Source organism: Collinsella sp. HCP3S3_D1 (assembly GCF_052064015.1).
Lineage (GTDB): Bacteria > Actinomycetota > Coriobacteriia > Coriobacteriales > Coriobacteriaceae > Collinsella.
The window spans coordinates 32,429-50,416 of record NZ_JBQHWK010000002.1 but is presented as its reverse complement, the minus strand read 5'-3'; the positions used below and the strand labels follow the sequence as shown (position 1 = coordinate 50,416).

The following is a 17,988-nucleotide window of genomic DNA, read 5'->3' as shown; positions in this document are numbered from 1 at the left end:
TTGCGCCCCGCTTCCATGTCCGCACGAGCGCCTATCCTTACGACAATGTAGCCGCCTATGTAGCAAGCGGCAGGCAACGGAGAGAGGCCATAACCGTGTCAGCTGAAAAGACGCCGGGTATCTCGGCTATCGATACGACGAACTTTGCGCGCCAGATCGTGCTGGACTTTGAGTTTGCGCCGGTGCCAAAGCAGCGCCAGCGCCGTGGGCTGCGCAATGAGATTATCGAGGTCGGCGCCGTCAAGCTCGATTACCACGGTAACGTTATGGGCGAGTTCTCGCAGTTTGTGCAGACAGAATTAACCGAAGGCGTTGCGTATCCCGTCCGCGAGCTCACAGGGATATCGGCCGTGGACACCGCGATGGCCGATCCGCTCTACATAGTGATCAAAAGGCTCGGTGATTGGATCGGTCGCTACTCCGCCCAGGTGGTTTGCTGGAGCGGGACGGACCGTCGACAGCTTTTGACCGAGTGCCAGGCAAAGCACATCGACCTTTCCGCATTTCCTACGGACTGGGCCGACCTGCAGGCGTTTTACACCTCGATTATGGACGTGGGCAGCCACGGGCGCGTCTCGTTGGGTGACGCGGCAATGTGGTTTGGCATCGAGTTCGACGAGTCGACGGGTCACGCCCACAGCGCCCTGGCCGATGCACGCGTGACCGCCAAGCTGCTCAAGCAGGTGATGGACGGGGACTACCACGTGAGCCCGCGCGCCAAGGAAGTCCGCCAACGGTGGGGGATGGGCGAGCGAGCCGAGACGTGCCTTTCTAGCAAGTGCCCCGAGCTGGGCGACCTGCTGCTGAAGCTGAAGGCGGAGGGGAGGTAGGGGGCACCCTCCGCCCATGCTGGTGCGGTACCTTACTGCCTGGCAGTTCCAGATGTTGGCAGGTGGCTGCCGCAGTGGCCTATCACGATCAGCTTGGCCTCGTCGTCAAAACAAAAGTGCAGACGGAATGGGTCGCGGCGGTTGCGACCGTTGCCCTTAATATGCGGCAAGATGCAAACCTGCTTACCGTTGTAAGTGCGTTGGCGGAGCCGCATGAGCTCGGTGTCGTTTTTAGTCAGCTTGGTCTCGGTCGGTGCGGCGTCAAACGAGGTCTGATTTCTAAACTCGCTATAGAGGTCTCCGGTCGTCGGGCGCTCCCCAAACTTGAGTTGCCACATAACGGTCGCTATGGATTTAAGGATCTGCCATTCCTCGTCAAGATCGGCAAAATCATATCGGCGTGCCGAGTCGTATGCCTCGGGCAAAACGAAAATGCGCGAGGGCCAGAGATTCGCAGCAAACCTAAGCTCGTCCTCAAGGGTGCGCGGAAATGCCTCGAGCCCCTCGACAAAACATGCTTCCGCTCTGAGCGCGGCTACCTGCTTTTCCGAGCGATCGGCTCGCTCCAGCGCCTCTTGGAGTCGATACTTTAAGTTGGCGATCGTGTTCTCGGATTCATCCAACTCGAGTAGGCTGTTTTCCAGTTGCTCAATACGCTGCTCGTACGCGGCGTTGCTGTCGGCGTAATCGTTGGCCAGCCCCTCCCAGAGCTGCCTGTCAGCAGTCTCCTTTGACAACAGCTCTTTAAGGTTGTCCATTGCCTCTTGGCTGTACGAGGCGGCAAGCGCTTCGGTGCGTTTTGCCTCGGCTACGGTTTCATTCTCTGCGTGGCGTTTCATCTCTGCCATGCGGCTGCGTAGCGCCCCGATTGATTGGCGCGATTTGTACCAGGCAATATCGCTCGTGTCTACAATATCGCCCCTGCCGCGCAAGAACGAGCGCCCCAGGCTCCGGTTAAGTATCGTGGATGTCTTGTTGCCGTACTCGGTCAGCCTATCGTGCCTGATGCAGAGGTGTCGACGGGCGTCTTCTTCGTCAGACAGATTGATGTTCGGTTGGTAAATACGAAGTGACGACTTGGGACAGTTGTATCGATAGGCAGGCGTATCGTAGAGAAAAAGATTGAACAGCTTTGATTTGAGCCGACCATCGGATTCGTCGGCGGCAAACACGTTGGCTAGGCCCATAAGATTATTGGCGAGCTTGCCGGGATCTTTGACGGGATATCGACCGGTATCATCGCTGGTTATTAGAATCAAAGGGAGTTCGCGCTGGCTGCTCAGAAGGTTGTCGGAGAACTCGGCGTCAAAGTTCTCAAACGTCAGGCGCGTGCACGATGTGTTGACGATTGTCTCTCCAACGCATGCCTGATGATTGGGAAGCGAAAACAGAACCTTTGCGATGCGGGGAATATTGAGGTCCGGTTCTGGCAGTGGCCAGCCCACATAATCGGGCAGGGTCGCATAGGTGACCTTGATATTGACCAGACATGAGTCGTCCTCGGCGGTCTCGAGACCAATACAGGTGTGCCAGTGACGAAACGGATAGTGACTGTCGGGCTCGTCATATTCAAAGGCCCAAGCGACGGGAATCCTGCCTCGCTTGTCATCAAAGGCTGCGCGAGTGCAAATGTTCACGCGGCTGCCCGTGGTCATGCCTCCAGAATAGCCAACGGGATAGCTGAGGTTTCCAAATATAAAATCGGAGGCGATGTTTTTATTGCTCGACAAAAACTCAAAGGCACTCTGCTCATGACGCTTGCGCTGCTCTTTATCGCGCACCCAGGTGTAGATCTGACGATACGCATCGACGATTGAGGGCGTGGTGGTCGAATAGGGCGAAAGCCTGAACTTTGCTCGGTAATGAATCTGCTCGTTTTCGGACCGCATGTTAGCCTCTCTTGCCTGTTGGCGGAATTGACCTGTAATGCTCAAGTGTAGGCGTTTGAGTAAAGGGCGCGCATCGAACAACGGGCGTTAGGTGCCAAAGCGTCTGTAAGCGCGCTAAATGGTGGTAGTGACGCGGAGCGATCATAAGGCATTCACGTCATTCGCAGCATTGTTGAACAACAAACCATGCGAGGTAAAAACGGGTCCATTTACAGAAAAGGCGATGACATCACAAGTCTATTGCAAGACAATGGGAATCGATTTTTTTACTAACAATGTATTGCATATCGCAAACATAGGGATGGTCAACATGGGTTATGCCGACTTGCTGCGCAAAGATGCAAACGCCACGGATATTCGCGAGTTTCTCGTGAGTGGCGAACAGACTGCAATAACCGTGCGCATCCCCGATACGTTGCGTGACGCCGCTAAGGAAGCCGCTTCTCTGAAGGGCACAAGCTTAAGTGCATACGTTCGCGAATGTTTAATCAAGGAGCTTACGAATGACAGGTAATGAACGACAGAAGTACAGTCTCTCCTTTACGAGCATTGGTGCCCGCAGGCTCGAGACTGCTGAGGTCGCGAGGGCCTTTGTTGAGACCCCCGATTGGGCAGAGGTTAGGCGTCGCATAGTCGAGGACGACATTATCAGCCTCAACAAAGAGAGCACTCGCAAGCGTGTCGGTGCCGAGATCATTAAGCGACTCAAGATGCTTGACGCAGATGAGCTGGCATTTTTGGCCGATGCCGTTGACGACGACCAGCTTGCCATGACGTGGCTCGCCATTTGCCGAACCTATCAGGTGCTCTATTCGTTTTCGACTGACGTCGTCGCTGCACGCTTCTCCAATATGGTGCCCGATGTGCCCCGAACGGTATGGGCCGCTTTTGTAGATGAGCAGTCTGTCGATCATCCCGAACTTGCACGCCTCACCGAAAAGTCGCTCAAACAACTCGAGCTCAGAGCATTCGGGATGCTTCGCGAGTGCCGCCTCCTTGACAACGCGGGTAACATCACCCCGCTCTATCCCTCGCTTCATTTTGCGGACCTCATTCGCGAGCGCGCTCCACAGGATATCGAGCTGTTCCCGAAGGCGGGTGTTTTGTTGTGACCAAAAAGTTCGAGCACATCGGATCGCCCGATGCGCGCGCTTTCATCGTGGAGCGTCTCTCCGACGACACGCTTCTCGGCCGCAAGGGCTACACGATGCGACAGTCGACGTATGTTTTGCCGTATCCTCCGGCGCAGAGGTCGTATGCTCGAGATCTCATAGCCGCCATCTGTTCCGACGACCTACCCAATAGGGGCGTCCGCGCTGTGCGGGTGAACCTTTATGACATCGTTCTCGACTACCTGGATTCTGAGGGCATGTGGGAGCCTCTTTGTGAAGCCGAGCAAACCGCCACGCGCGACGAGCTCATCATGATGCTTCAGGACACCATTAGCGTGAGCGACGTCATTAAGCCTGCCGTCGAGGCGGCTATCGACGACTCTGCGTGCGACATTGCGTTCATCACAGGCGTTGGAGAGACATTTCCCTTTGTCCGAACTCATACGCTGCTCGGCGAAATCGAGACGGATAAACCCGTCGTGTTGGTGTTCCCTGGCGAATACCGCCAGAACGCCGACGGTTCGACCTCGCTTGACATATTGAATATCCCGTCTGAAGCAAACGGCGGCTACTACCGCGCGACGAACGTGTTTGACCTTTAGGGGGCAACTCTATGAAATACGAGTATATGTACGAAAAGCCGATCGACAGGCCGATTGATGCTGTTGTGAAGGCTTCCAGCGTTGAGCATCTTGCTAACGAGCTCGACGAGTACGTGATTACTCCCGAACTTGCCGGCCACCTTAACCGCTTCTTTGATGAGTACAACGATCCCGATGCCACCGGTAATGGCGCATGGATCGCGGGCTTCTTCGGTAGCGGTAAATCTCACATGCTCAAGATTCTCGCAGTGCTTTTGGAGGACCAGGAAGTTGCCGGTAAACGCGCTGTTGACTACATCCTGCCTAAGCTCGAGGACGACCCTGCCCTGCGGGGCGCCATGGAAGTGGCCCGCACCCGCCATCCGAGCGAGTCCATCCTTTTCAATATTGATACGATTGCGCCTAACCAGGGACGCACCGAGGCCGGCGCTCTGCTTGCCGCATTCATTAAGGTTTTCAACCGTCATTGCGGCTATTTCGATGGTGATCAACAGCATATTGCCAAGATGGAATATGACCTCGACCGGGAGGGACTGCTCGATGCTTTTATAGCTAAAGTTGAGGAGGCTACCGGCAAGGCATGGGTTGATGTTCGCAAAGCAGCGCTTTTGCATGCTGCAAAGATCACTGCAGCATTCGATGAGGTGTGCGGCAACGAGCCCGGAACCACCGACAATGCCGTGCGCTACTACCAGCAAACATATAAGCCCGATATTCACTCGTTTGCCGTTCGCGTGAAGGAATACATCGATGATCACGAGCCGGGGTTCCGCCTGAATTTCTTCGTTGATGAAGTTGGCCAGTTTATCGCCAAGGATTCAAACCTCATGACGAATTTGCAGTCCGTGGCAGAAGAGCTCGCAACCGTATGCGATGGGGCGTCCTGGGTCGTTGTTACCAGCCAGGAAAACATGGAAGATACGATCGGTCAGATGACCGACAAGTCCGCCAATGACTTCTCCAAAATCCAAGCGCGATTCAAAATTAAGATGCAGCTCACGTCCAAGGATGCCAAGGAGGTCATCAAACAGCGACTTTTGGCCAAAAGCCGCGATGCCGTTTCTGCCTTAGACGGCATGTACGATAAGTACAGGGACGACTTCCCGGTGCTCTTTGACTTCGCCGATGGTTCGAAGCGCTATGTGGGTTATAAGGATGAGGACGATTTTGTAGGCACGTACCCCTTTGTGCCCTATCAGTTTGACTTGTTCATCACTGCGATGCGTGGTCTTTCCGATTACAATGCCTTCACGGGCAAGCACCATTCTACGGGAGCCCGCTCCATGCTCGGCGTGTTCCAGGAGGTTGGCGTCGAACTCAACCGCGGTGACGGTTCAACGGAGGGCCAGGACCTGGCAACGTTCGACTCAATGTTCGAAGGACTGCGCAATTCGTTAAAGAGCGAGGTCTATGGTGCCATCAGCATTGCCGAGACAAACCTTGCTGACATGCCCATGGCAATCCGCGTCCTCAAGGCACTGCTGCTCGTCAAATACTGCAAGGACTTCAAGGCAACGCCGGGAAACCTGCGTGTGCTCCTGTATGGCTCTTTCAAGCAGAACACGGCAACGCTCGAGCAGGAGATTAAGGATGCGCTTGCCGAGCTTGAACGACAGCTCTACATACGTCGTAATCCCAACTCGAACATCTATGAGTACCTTACCGACGATGAGAAAGAGATCGAGACGGAAATCCGTACGACGGAGATTCAGACCTCGGATGTACGCGATAAGATTGGCGATGCGTTTAAGGATATCGTTGGCGCCTCGCGCGCAAGCTACGAGAATGGTTCCTTCTCGCATGCCTTCCCATACAATCTTAAGGTGAACGGCGACGCCATCGGACGTTCGGGTAACGACCTGACTGTTGACATTGTGACCGATGCTCCATCCGGTGGTATCGTGGATGTTCAAACCTCTGGCCCCAAGACACTCACGGTTGTGTTGCACAATCCCAATGCGTTTCTCAACGATGTCGCCTTGTTCGTAAAGACAAATAAGTACGTAAACCAGGCGAGTGGTTCGAACGAGATTCGCAACGCGATAATCGCTGACAAGAGGGCAGTACTCAACGCGCAGTCGCGTAAACTCCGCGCCGATTTAGATGAGCTGATTGGAGAGGCGCGCTTTTATGTTTCTGGAGTCAACATTACCGACTCTGTGAGTGGTTCGGGCAAGGTCGCCATCGAGTGTGCTGTGGGCGAACTTGTACGGCGCAGCTACACGGGCTTGCAACAAATTGTGCAGAACTACACCGACAGAGACGTTTACAACAGCTGTCTGCCGGCCCAATCGATGATTGACCTTCCTCTTCCCGAGTATGCCCAGACGGTACTTAGCTGGATCGGCATCATGGGTCCGGGCTACGCGGTAACCGTCGGCGGCGATGGCACGTCGAGTCTGATGGCGCACTTTACGAAGGATGAGTACGGATGGCCCGACGTTGCCGTTCGCAATGCGGTGGCGACGCTCTACGCCGCCGGTCGCGTCGAGATTCGTAAGGCGGGGTCGCTCCTCGAGGGCACCGCTCTCGCGCAAGCGCTCAAAGTTGGTCGCGATATGGATAAACTTGTCGTTGCCAAGGTCGAGGCCGTGTCTCCCGAGCGTCTTGCATCGATTAAGAGCTCGTTTAGAAAGCTCGTGGGCACCAATCCCGTTGGCGGCGATGCCAAGTCCATCGCAGGCGAGATGGTGGCCTATCTCGAGCAGGAAGTTCCAGCGTTCCGCGCTGCCGAGGGACGAGCCTCGACTTATCCATTCGCCACCGAATTTACCGGGAAGCTTAACAAGCTTAACGCTGCGCTTGGCGCGGTGAATGCTGATTGGAAATGGCTCGTTGACCAGTTTCCCGAGAAGGCTGACGCCCTCGCGGAGGACAAGGTAGACCTGTCGAGTATGAAGCAGTTTATTGAAGGCTCGCCGCTCGCTGTTAAGTGGAATGAGGTCAAGGAGTTCGGCGAAACCGGCCTTGCCGAGATGCGTGACCTCGGCATCGAAATTACCTCCGACCTTGAGGGAGCGCTTGCGGTCGTGAACGACCCTCAGTGCTATAAATCGCGCGATATCCCTCGCGCTGCGAGTGATGTCAGGCGGGCGAAGAGCGAGATTGACCGTGCTAGGGAGAGCTTAAGGTCCGACGTTGCTAAGGAACTCGACGAATATCGCGCTTCGTTTGAGAGCGCGTATGACATGGATGCGGTGCCAGAGGAAGCGCGTCTCTCGCTTGCAGAGATTTTCGATCAAGCAGCGACGAGACTCGCCGAAGAGCAGTCATCGCTGCGCATACGGACTTTCCTTGAGTCGTTTAAGGATGCCAAGGCGGCAAGCATAGTTTCCCTGCTCAATCCACCTGCGGTCGCTCCTGCGCACACGCAAGAAAACGACGAGTCTGACGGGGAAGCCGCTGGGTCGCAGCCCGAGCCCGCCCGGACCCAAGCGCCCATGACCTGCGCGCTGAGCTCGCTACGCGCGGGGGCTTATGGTAAACCGACCATCAAGAGTAGGCAGGATGTCGACGACTATCTCGAGGCGCTGCGCGCCGAGCTCGAGGCCAAGGTCGACGACGGAATCATCGTTACGAGGTAGGAACTGTGGACATCGACGTTCATGAAATCGAGGACAGGATTAAGGGCCAGTTCAGCCTTGGTCATGCGACGCTGTTCTGGGAGGACGAGTCCGGCGAGTACGCCGAGACTGTCGCCTCTTTAGATTTGGACGGCGGCGCTATCCTCGACGCGACCGGTGCGGAGCTTGCATGCAAGCGGACGATCCTTCGCGAGCGACCTGCCCATAATCTTGTTGTCTATCGTTCGGGTGCAAAGCCACGTTTTCAGGATGACTTTCTATACGACATAAAGCTCGCTGCCACGCCCTTCACTTGCAAGATGGAAGGTATCTGGGCGAGCGAATGCGGCGTTCCCATGGCCCTTGCCGACGCCCTCGCCGAACATGGGCGCTTCTTCAACTCAAAGGAGCGTCGCAAGGCCCTTGCGGCAAGCGTGCTAAGTAAGAGTGACGACCGTTCTCTTCGCTTGGCGATGCTCTCCGCGTGCGTAGGATCGAGGGCGGAGATTCCTCGCGACGCCGTGCGCGATGTGGTGAAGAAGCTCCTCGCCGAGCTTGGGCGCGGGCAGGATAGGACGTTGCGAGTCATTTACGAGTGTGGGCTTGTCACAACGCTTTGGTCCGAGATCTTTGAAGTTGTGGGATATGCCGCACCCACGGGTGAAGACCCGACCCTCGAAGATCTTGCTCTCAAGATGCTCAAGGCACGCTGCGCCGATCTCATTTGTGACAGTGCGTCGCTCAAGGCGGATGCCGCGCGAATACTCGCTGACCTTGCCGCCAGCAGCCGCACCAGCGATTCGTATGACTCGCTGGCACGCGAATACTCCGACGCTGTCGTTTCATCGGTGGGTACTGACAAGCGTTCAATGGAGTCTATCGGCACCAACGATGCTCTGGCAGTCTTCGATGACTGGATTATCACAGATATGCTTGGACGTGCTCTTGACGGCACGCTGCACGCGGCTGATGCCCAAAACGAGCTAAACGTACGCCTGCATACTCACTGGTTTGAGGGCTACGCTCCCCAGTATGAGGCTCTGGTTGCTGCGGCCGCGACGCTTGAGGGAATCGAGGCATATAAGACGGAATGCACCGCGGCGATAACCGAGAGAGAGATCTTCGACGCGTACTGCGCCAGCTGGTACCGCATCGACGAGGAATATCGTTGCTTTGTGAATGCCATGCGCAATGCGACCGCCCAGTTTAGAAGGAGGGCAAACGAGCTTGTGTCCAAGGTCGATGACGCCTATGGCAAGTTTCTCGTTGACCTGACCGATCGCTGGCAATTGCATCTTATGGATTCGGGGGTCTATCCACCCTCGACTATTCCCTCGCAGTCGGGATTTTTCTACGAGAAAGTTGAGAAAGAACTCCCGACGGCCGAGAAAGGCAAGCGTCTGGGCGTTATCGTTTCCGATGCGATGCGCTATGAGGTTGGCGCCGAACTTTCGACTCGTATCGCCGGCGGAGACTTGTCTTCGGGACGTGTTCTCGTGAGTGCGAGCTGTGAGGGGATGGCCTGCATGCTGCCGAGTTATACCCAGCTGGGCATGGCGGCGCTGCTTCCTGAGGGGACCATGGAGGTTGATCTAGCTACGGCTAACGTGCTTAAGGACGGTGACGCCACCGACGGGCTTGTCAATCGCCAGAAGGTCGTAGAGGCGGCGATTCCCGGTGCCATGCTCATCCAGGCGTCAAAAGTCCTGGAAGAGGGTTTGCCCGATGTCGAGGGCGCTCCGCTCGTGATGGTCTACCATAACGCGATTGATAAGCGCGGTGACTCTCGCGACACCGAAGGTGAGGTCTTCGCAGCATGCGAAGATGCAATCACCCAGGTGATGAAGATCGCCGGTGAGCTTCTGCGCGCGGGATGCGGTAAGGTCCTCGTGACCGCCGATCACGGTTTCCTCTATCAAGATGGCCAAGTCGAAGAGTATAACTTTGCCGCGGCGGACGGTCTTACCGATCTTGTCCATGCTTCCGGTCACAATCTTAGCCACGGCAGAAGATATGCCATGGGCTTGACGCTGCCAAAGAGCGACGTTCTTATTGAATACTCTTCAGCGCAACTTTCGCTTGGTGGCGAGGGGCGGTTCGCCTTCCCTCGAGGTATTACACGCTTGCGTTTGCGCGGCAGCGGCGCACGCTATGTCCACGGCGGTGTCTCTCCGCAAGAGAATGTCGTTCCAGTGGTAACCATAAACCGAGTCGACGCTCGTCAGACGGCGGAGTGCACGGGGGTTCAGGGCTTCCTTTGTGGAAGGCCCGCCATTACCGGCTCAACGGTGACCCTCGACGTATACCAAACGGAGCCGTGCTCCGAGAAGGTGAATTCGCTGACCGTGCGCGTCGGCCTCTATGACCCCGATGACGCGAGCCGCCTCCTATGTGCCGAGGTACAGACGCTCGAGCTCGCAAGTGCGGCTCAGGGCTCCGAGGAACGTAAGACCCGCGTCACGCTCCACGTGACTGACGATGTGGACGACTGCGTCGCCGCGGTGCTCAGGATAAGCGCGCGCGTGGGAAACACCAACCAGTTCGATGCCGAGTGGGAGCAGCGGCTCTCTGTGAACCGCGCGTTCGGCAATGACTTCGACTTCTAGGACGGCAGACATGGATTCCAACAAGATAAAGAACCTGGCCTTCGGCGCCCGCGACGCATTGCGCGCCGAGGTCGCCGCGAGGATCGACGCCGTCCTGGAGCCCGGCAGCCCCGAGCGGCTCGACCTGCCTGAGAAGGTCAGGAGGCTCGAGGCCGCCATCGACGACAAGGGTATGGACGCCGTCGTTGAGTCGACGGCGTACACCTGGTTCAACCGCCTGTGCGCGCTGCGCTTCATGGACGCGAAGGGTTACACGCCCGTCCCCGTGGTGACGCCGCGCCCGGGCGCGACCCAGCCCGCGATCCTCGCGGACGCCGCCCAGGGTGTGTTCGACCCGGACTTCGGCTTCTCGCGCCTGGTGCGCGACCGCGTGCAGAGCGTCCTCGCCGGCGGCAGCGGCTCCGGCGCGAACCGCACCGAGGCGGCCTACGGCGAGCTGCTGGTGGCGGTGTGCGACCGCTACGCCGCGGCGATGCCCTATTTGTTCGGTGAGGCGGCGGCGTCGAGCCTCGTCATGCCGCAGGGCCTCCTCGCCGAGGGCTCGATCCTGCGCCGCATCGTCGAGGACATGGACGACGAGGAGTGCAAGACCGTCGAGGTGCTGGGCTGGCTCTACCAGTTCTATGTAGCGGAGCGCAAGGCGGAGTACAACGACAGCGGACGCAAGGCGACCGCGGACGACATCGCGCCCGCCACGCAGCTGTTCACGCCCGACTGGATCGTGAAGTATCTCGTGGAGAACTCCCTCGGGCGCCTCTGGATGCTGAACAACCCGGACTCGGCGCTCGCCAACAAGATGGACTACTACATAGCACCCGAGGGCGAGACCGAGGACTTCATCAAGGTCTACTCGCCCGAGGAGCTGACGCTGTGCGACCCAGCGTGCGGATCGGGCCACATCCTCGTGTACGCCTTCGACCTGCTCTTCGAGATCTACCAGGAGGAGGGCTACTTCCCGGAGGACATCCCAGCGCTCATCCTACAGAACAACCTCTTCGGCATGGAGATCGACGGCCGCGCGGCCGAGATCGCCAAGTTCGCACTCGAGATGAAAGCGCGGGAGAAGGACCCGAGCTTCTTCGATAAACATATCGATGCAAACGTGACGGTGCTCGAGCCCGTCGCGTTTGAGCCTGGCACACTCGCGGGCGCAGGCCCGATCGCAGGCGCGACTGACCTGCTCGACGCTTTCGAACACATGACCGAGGTCGGCAGCCTCTATGTGCCCGCCCCGGGCGACATGGCGGCGGTGGATAACGCCATCGCGAGCTTCAGCGGGGACGACCTGCTGGGCGCCGGCGTACTCAGGAAGCTCCGAACAATGAAGAACGTGCTCGAGGCGTTGTCGCGCAGGGTTGATTGTGTGGTCGCAAATCCCCCGTATTTGACGAGAGGTCATTTTAATAGCTATATGAGCACCTGGACAAAGAATAAGTATCCAGATGAGAAAAATGATTTATGCACCTGTTTTATCAAACGAGGATTTAGCCTAGCCAAGACATGCGGTTATTCGAGCATGGTTACGATGCACTCATGGCTAACTCAACGTACCTATAAGGCGATGAGGCGACTTGTAATTGATACCAAGGATATTGTCGCTTTGGTGGATTTGGGAGCTGGGGCTTTCGAACAAATTGCTGGGGATGTTGTTCAGGTCTGTGCGACGGTATTGTTTAGCGGGCATCCATTATTTACCGGTGTTTATATTGATCTGCAGGAATATAAGACGAGTTCAGCCAAAAGAGGTGCTTTAACGAGCGCAATAAAAGGCAATGAGCAGAAGTTCATCTACCATAAGAGTCTGAGTGATTTTGCAAGTCTGCCTGACTGCACTATTTCATACGGGCTTACGCCAGCAATGTGCAATGCGTTTTCCAGCAATGCGCTTCTCGGTGATTATGCTCCTGGGTCTGTAGGTATTCAGACGGGGAATAACACGAAGTTTATTAAAGCTTGGTGGGAAGTCGCATATGGAAATATTGGTTTTGGCCTGTCTTCAGTAAACGATCTGACGTTTGCTCCGCAAACTTGGTACCCACTTAATAAAGGCGGAGACTACCGAAAATGGTACGGGAATGATTTTGAAGTAATAAACTGGAAGAATGACGGGGAAAACGTTAAGCGTTTGCTTCCTGAAGAAACGCGACACGTTCAAGATTATAGGCCAGAATATAAGTTTTCCGAGGTTGTTACTTGGTCAAAAATTGGCGGAGGTGCTTTTCGATTTAAGCCAAAGGGCTTCCTTTCCGACATGGCTGGAATCGGAATTTACCCTCTCCGACATGCCAAGGCTATTCTTGGTCTACTCAACTCAAGCGTTGGGGATGAGTTTCTAAAAAAGATTTCACCAACCATTACTAAATCAGTCGGTGAAGTAAGGAAGGTTCCGCTAAGCGAGGCGGTTCTTACCGATGAGTTGGACGCAGCCGTTGAACGGCTCATCGATTTGTCTCAAATAGACTGGGATGCCTTCGAGATTTCCTGGCATCTCGACTATCATCCGCTTGCGCCTTCTGCTCGCGAACGCGCTGAGCAACTCTCTTATGGTGTGAACTCCGATGCCCGTACGGCATCCGCCTCGCTGATTTCGGAGCGGTTTGCGCGCTGGAGCGCCGATTGCGACGAGCGCTTCAACCAGCTCAAGGCTAACGAGGAGGAGCTCAATCGTATATTCGCGCGCATCTACGGTATGGAGGGCGAGGTGCCCATCGAAGTGCCTGACGACAAGGTCTCGGTGCGTCGCGCTGACTTGGTACGCGACGTGAAATCGCTCATTTCCTATGGTGTCGGCTGCATTATGGGCCGTTACTCGACCTTCGTGCCTGGACTGATTCTGGCTGATGCGCAGCAGACGGTGGATGACTTCAGGGCGAGGGTCCCCAATGCCGGGTTCCTGCCCGATGACGATGCCATCCTCCCTGTGCTTGACGGCGAGTGGTTCGGCGATGACATCGTGGCACAGTTCCGCAAGTGGCTTGAGGTGACCTATGGCGCCGAGACACTTGACGAAAACATCAGGTTCATCGAGGACGCCTTGGGTAAGAACCTGCGCAAGTACTTCGTGAAGGAATTCTACAAGGACCACTGTGCGACCTATCAGGTGACGGGTAGCGGCAAGCGGCCCATCTACTGGATGTTCGCAAGCCCCAAGGGCAGCTTCCAAGTGCTTGTCTACATGCACCGCTACACGCCGAGCACGGTCGGCCAGATTCTGACCAAGTACCTGCGCGAGTACGTCGAGAAGCTCAACGCGAAGATCGGCCAGCTCGAGCAGAGCGACCGTGCAGCCGATAACCGCCAGGCGGACAGGTACCGTGCGGTGGTGCGCGAGCTTACCGACTGGGAGCGCGACGTCATCTACCCGCTGGCCAACGAGCGAATCGACATTGACCTGGACGACGGTGTTAAGGTCAATTACAACAAGTTCCCGCATGCCTTGGCTAAGGTCGCGGGTCTGAGCACATGGAGATAGGGCTGCGCATGGACGCATTGGATAAAAAACTGAACGACGTATTTACGGGTTATGTGGTCCGTAAGGACCTCGTCAAGCTCGTGAAGGGCAACGCTGCCGTTCCCAGCTACGTGCTCGAGTACCTGCTGGGGCAGAATTGCGCCACCGATGACGAAATTCAGATTGAAGCGGGCGTGGAGCGCGTGCGCAGCATCCTTGCCAAGCACTACGTGCAACGTGCCGAGGCTGGCGCTATACGTTCGGATATAAAACAAATTGGGCAGAAGCGCATCATCGACAAGGTTTCGGTCACGCTCAACGAGAAGCGCGATGCCTATGAGGCATCTTTTGAGAATTTGGGTGTATCCAAGGTCCTCGTGAGCTCTGACACAGTTAAGAAGAATCGTCGTCTGCTCGTTTCGGGCGTGTGGTGCATCGCCGATTTATCCTACGAGGCAAATGAGGCGCGCGATGAATCCCCTTATGTGCTCAATTCGCTTAAGCCTATTCAGATGTCGCGTTTCGACTTTGAGGGCTTCGTTGCACGACGCTCGCAGTTTTCTGAGGACGAGTGGATTGACGTACTCATCCGCTCGATTGGCTTGGACCCTAATCAGCTGGGGCGCCGTGCCAAATTGTTCCAGCTGACGCGCTTGGTGACTTATTGCGAGCGAAATTACAACTTGGTTGAGTTGGGGCCTAAGGGCACCGGTAAAAGCCATGTGTTCAGTGAGTTCAGCCCGCACGGTATCCTTATCTCGGGCGGCGAGGTAACGCCGGCGAAGCTGTTCGTGAACAACTCCACGGGTAAGATCGGCCTGGTTGGCTACTGGGATTGCGTAGCCTTCGACGAGTTCGCGGGCAAGAATAAAAAGCCCAAGGCCGATATCGTTGACATCATGAAGAACTATATGGCCAACAAGAGCTTTAGTCGTGGTATTGAACAGGTGACGGCAGAGGCGTCTATGGTGTTCGTGGGCAACACGAGCCACGATGTGAGCTACATGATCAACAAGACGGACCTGCTCGAGGATTTGCCTCCCGTCTATCATGACCCCGCGTTTATTGATCGCTTGCATGCCTATATCCCTGGCTGGGAGATGGATATCATCCGTGGTGACATGTTCTGCAGTGATTTTGGCTTTATCGTTGACTACCTTGCCGAGGCCTTGCGTGCTATGCGTCCTATGGACTATTCGGGTGAGGTCGATCGGTTCTTCGAGCTTTCGAGCAGTATCTCGACGCGCGACCGTGACGGCGTGGTAAAGACGTGCGCGGGCCTGATGAAAATTCTGTTCCCCGGGCGCAATGAGACCGCTGAGGAGGCCGCTGAAATCGTCGAGTTCGCTTTGGAGCTGCGCAAGCGCGTGAAGGATACACTCATCCGCATTGACGAGACCTTTGAGCGTGTTGACTTTGCCTATCGCCCCAAGGGGGGAGGCGCCTGGAAACAGGTGGCAACGCTCGAGGAGCTTGACTATCCCGCGACGTATCACTCACTGGACAAGGTGCCTTGGGAGGGCGACGGGGGCAAAGCGCCTATGACCGATGGGTTCGAGGCGGCGGTCCAGGCGGAGGAGCGCGTCGTCGAAGCATCCGTGGATAAGCCCGCTGCGTCCGCTGAGACTGAGGCAGCAGCTCCTGCGCAGTCTCAGCCGAAGCCAGCGGTGCGTAAGCCTGGAGCTGGACACATTGCCCTGCGCGAGAATCAGCGTGGTGTTTCCTATGAGAAGCTCTTTGGTGCTTACTTGGAGGGAGCGCAGAATGTCGAGATTATTGATCCGTACGTGCGCACGTTCCATCAATGTCGCAACGTAATGGAACTGCTCGAAGTGGTCGTGCGCCATTGCAAGTTTGACGTGACTTCGGTAAAGGTGCATCTGATTACAGCTCCCGACGAATACCCCGATTCCAAGCAGGAGGAATACCTGGAGCAAATCAGGGAGTCCATGTCTCCCTTGGGCCTTGATTTTACTTGGGAGATTGATCGCAGCGGTACACTTCATGCGCGACATCTCAAGATCGATGGCAAATGGGACATCCTGCTCGATCGCGGGTTGGATATTTGGCAACGCTTCGACAGCGGCAACGCTTTTAGCATCGAGAACCGCCTACCCGAAATGCGTCGCGTAAAGGCATTTGAGCTCACCTATATGAAGGTGAGCGAGTAATAGGGCCGCTTGTTGTCATTTGCCAATGCAGCGAATGTCGTCGAAGTGATCTTTGGGGTTTTGAGTTAAGCCATGGTGTCACAACACAGATGCGCTATGGCGGGAAGGCAGGTTTCGCGTGGGTGCTTGGATGATTCGTGCGGGGCGCGGCGGCGTATATGCGTCCGACTGGCTCGAGCGCGGCGTCATAGGTATCGGTTGGGATTTCGATGGTGCCGATATTGCCGCTATGGATCGCGAACAGATTAGGGCGGCATATGGCCAGGCGCATCCCGGTGACAGCAAGGGTAAAGTCGCGGCGGGTGTTGGCCAGGTTTACCGCTTTGCGCACGATATGACGACGGGCTTGACTGTTGTCATGTACGATCCAGAGAGCCGCCTTTATCACCTTGGCGTTATCACTGGCCCCTGCGTTGCCGTCTGCGATATGGACGGAGTGACCTACACGCGAGACGTCAAATGGGGTGAAACCGCTCCACGTGACGTGCTCTCGCCTTCTTCTAAGAATTCACTTGGCGGCATCCAAACCATCTTTGCCGTGTCTGATGAAGTTATGGCCGATCTCATGAACGCCGCAAAGGATAAGTCGGCGGTGCCTTCGAATGATTCCGCCATCGATGATAACAACGCGACAAATGACGAAGAAACCCTCGCAGCAACCTATGACAATGGTATTGAGCTCATTAAGGATCGCGTTAACCAGCTCGATTGGGAGGATATGGAGCGCTTGGTAGCGGGCTTGCTCAAGGCCATGGGCTACTGCGCTCGCGTTATGCCCAAGGGTCCTGATGGTGGTCGCGATGTGGTGGCGTCTCCGGATGCTCTCGGATTGGAATCGCCTCGTATTGTCGCTGAGGTCAAACACCGTAAGGGCGCCATGGGCGCTCCGGCAGTCCGTGCTTTTATCGGTGGCCTTCGCGCAGGCGACCGTGGACTGTATGTGTCAACTGGGGGCTTTACGAAAGAGGCGCGCTACGAGGCGGATCGTGCAAACATTCCCGTGCGCCTACTCGATCTGGATGCCTTCGTGCGGCACTATGTCGAAATCTATGACAAGACCGATGACGATACCCGTTCCATTCTTCCGCTCACCCGTATCTGGTGGCCAGCATAAAAGGAGACATTGCCATGATTCAACAGGTTGCTTTCGAAGTTCCCGCAGATATAGCGGTGGGCCTAGCTACTGGTAAGTATGTCCAATGGGGCGGTGTTGTGCGCGATGGCGCTGGTCATATTGTTCGGCATCTTAAGCCTGCAGATGTTCAAAATGGGGCCAACAAAGCGCTGCGCATAGCTGACCAGGCAGTTCAGCTTGCGAAGCAGAACAAGAAAGTTGCTATAGCCGCGCTTGCGGTTGCGGGCGTAGCTGCGGTCGGCGGAGGCATCTATGCGGGAATGACTCATGTGCGCCACAGCAAAGAAGACGCGATGCGAAAGAAGCAGATGGCAGACTTTAACTCCACATTCTCGGAATACCTTAAGGCTTTGGGGGATGGCGAACTCACAATCGAGATGATTGACAGGTTGGAAGGCGCCATAACTGCCCTTAATGGCGGTAAGGAAGGCTTTTCGGTCGAAATTAAGGGCGAGCAGTTTGAGGACATTGTTAAGTCCGTGCGCGACTACACAGAGCGTCTGTCCAAGGCGAATGGCGAGAAGACCTCCAATGCCGTTCTTAAGCTGTTCGAAAAGAAGCCGAATGATATTGAGGGACTGAAGGAGTGTCTGAATACCCAACGAGGGATACTTTTGAGAGCGGCATAG

At 56.1% G+C, this 17,988-nt stretch carries 11 protein-coding genes; 10 read left to right on the top strand and 1 reads right to left on the bottom strand.

Going from position 1 to position 17,988, the window contains the following annotated elements:
- The first annotated feature begins 95 nt into the window (after nucleotides 1–95).
- Complete coding sequence (locus ACTNDJ_RS00920) at nucleotides 96–830, top strand: exonuclease domain-containing protein (RefSeq protein ID WP_441083192.1); 735 nt, start codon at nucleotides 96–98, stop codon at nucleotides 828–830.
- A gap of 32 nt (nucleotides 831–862) precedes the next feature.
- Here ACTNDJ_RS00920 and ACTNDJ_RS00915 read toward each other — a convergent pair whose 3' ends face one another.
- Nucleotides 863–2,764, bottom strand: a complete 1,902-nt coding sequence (locus tag ACTNDJ_RS00915; RefSeq protein WP_441083191.1) for a hypothetical protein — start codon at nucleotides 2,762–2,764, stop codon at nucleotides 863–865.
- A gap of 73 nt (nucleotides 2,765–2,837) precedes the next feature.
- Between ACTNDJ_RS00915 and ACTNDJ_RS00910 the strand changes: the two genes are divergently transcribed.
- The 9 genes from ACTNDJ_RS00910 to ACTNDJ_RS00870 all read left to right on the top strand — a co-directional run bounded on the left by ACTNDJ_RS00910 (nucleotide 2,838) and on the right by ACTNDJ_RS00870 (nucleotide 17,988).
- A complete protein-coding gene (locus tag ACTNDJ_RS00910) occupies nucleotides 2,838–3,233 on the top strand; it encodes a YlcI/YnfO family protein (protein ID WP_427795009.1) in 396 nt (131 codons plus the stop codon).
- A complete protein-coding gene (locus ACTNDJ_RS00905) occupies nucleotides 3,223–3,831 on the top strand; it encodes a DUF1819 family protein (protein WP_427795008.1) in 609 nt (202 codons plus the stop codon). The genes ACTNDJ_RS00910 and ACTNDJ_RS00905 overlap by 11 nt, the downstream gene beginning before the upstream one ends.
- On the top strand, nucleotides 3,828–4,433 hold the full coding sequence (locus ACTNDJ_RS00900; protein ID WP_427795007.1) for a DUF1788 domain-containing protein: 606 nt from the start codon (nucleotides 3,828–3,830) through the stop codon (nucleotides 4,431–4,433). Before ACTNDJ_RS00905 ends, ACTNDJ_RS00900 begins: the two co-directional genes overlap by 4 nt.
- 11 nt (nucleotides 4,434–4,444) lie before the next feature.
- The gene (gene brxC / locus ACTNDJ_RS00895; RefSeq protein WP_441083190.1) at nucleotides 4,445–8,017 is read left to right on the top strand and encodes a BREX system P-loop protein BrxC; all 3,573 of its coding nucleotides are present in this window, start codon (nucleotides 4,445–4,447) and stop codon (nucleotides 8,015–8,017) included.
- A gap of 5 nt (nucleotides 8,018–8,022) precedes the next feature.
- Nucleotides 8,023–10,602 (top strand): BREX-1 system phosphatase PglZ type A, encoded by a 2,580-nt coding sequence (gene pglZ, locus ACTNDJ_RS00890; RefSeq protein WP_441083189.1) that lies wholly within the window; start codon nucleotides 8,023–8,025, stop codon nucleotides 10,600–10,602.
- Between the two features lie 10 nt (nucleotides 10,603–10,612).
- Nucleotides 10,613–14,074, top strand: a complete 3,462-nt coding sequence (gene pglX / locus ACTNDJ_RS00885) for a BREX-1 system adenine-specific DNA-methyltransferase PglX (protein ID WP_441083188.1) — start codon at nucleotides 10,613–10,615, stop codon at nucleotides 14,072–14,074.
- Nucleotides 14,075–14,082: 8 nt separating this feature from the next.
- A complete protein-coding gene (gene brxL / locus ACTNDJ_RS00880) occupies nucleotides 14,083–16,224 on the top strand; it encodes a BREX system Lon protease-like protein BrxL (protein WP_441083187.1) in 2,142 nt (713 codons plus the stop codon).
- A gap of 118 nt (nucleotides 16,225–16,342) precedes the next feature.
- Entirely contained in the window at nucleotides 16,343–17,338 is a 996-nt protein-coding gene (locus ACTNDJ_RS00875) for a restriction endonuclease (protein WP_427795001.1), read from the top strand.
- Between the two features lie 14 nt (nucleotides 17,339–17,352).
- Nucleotides 17,353–17,988 (top strand): hypothetical protein, encoded by a 636-nt coding sequence (locus ACTNDJ_RS00870; RefSeq protein ID WP_441083186.1) that lies wholly within the window; start codon nucleotides 17,353–17,355, stop codon nucleotides 17,986–17,988.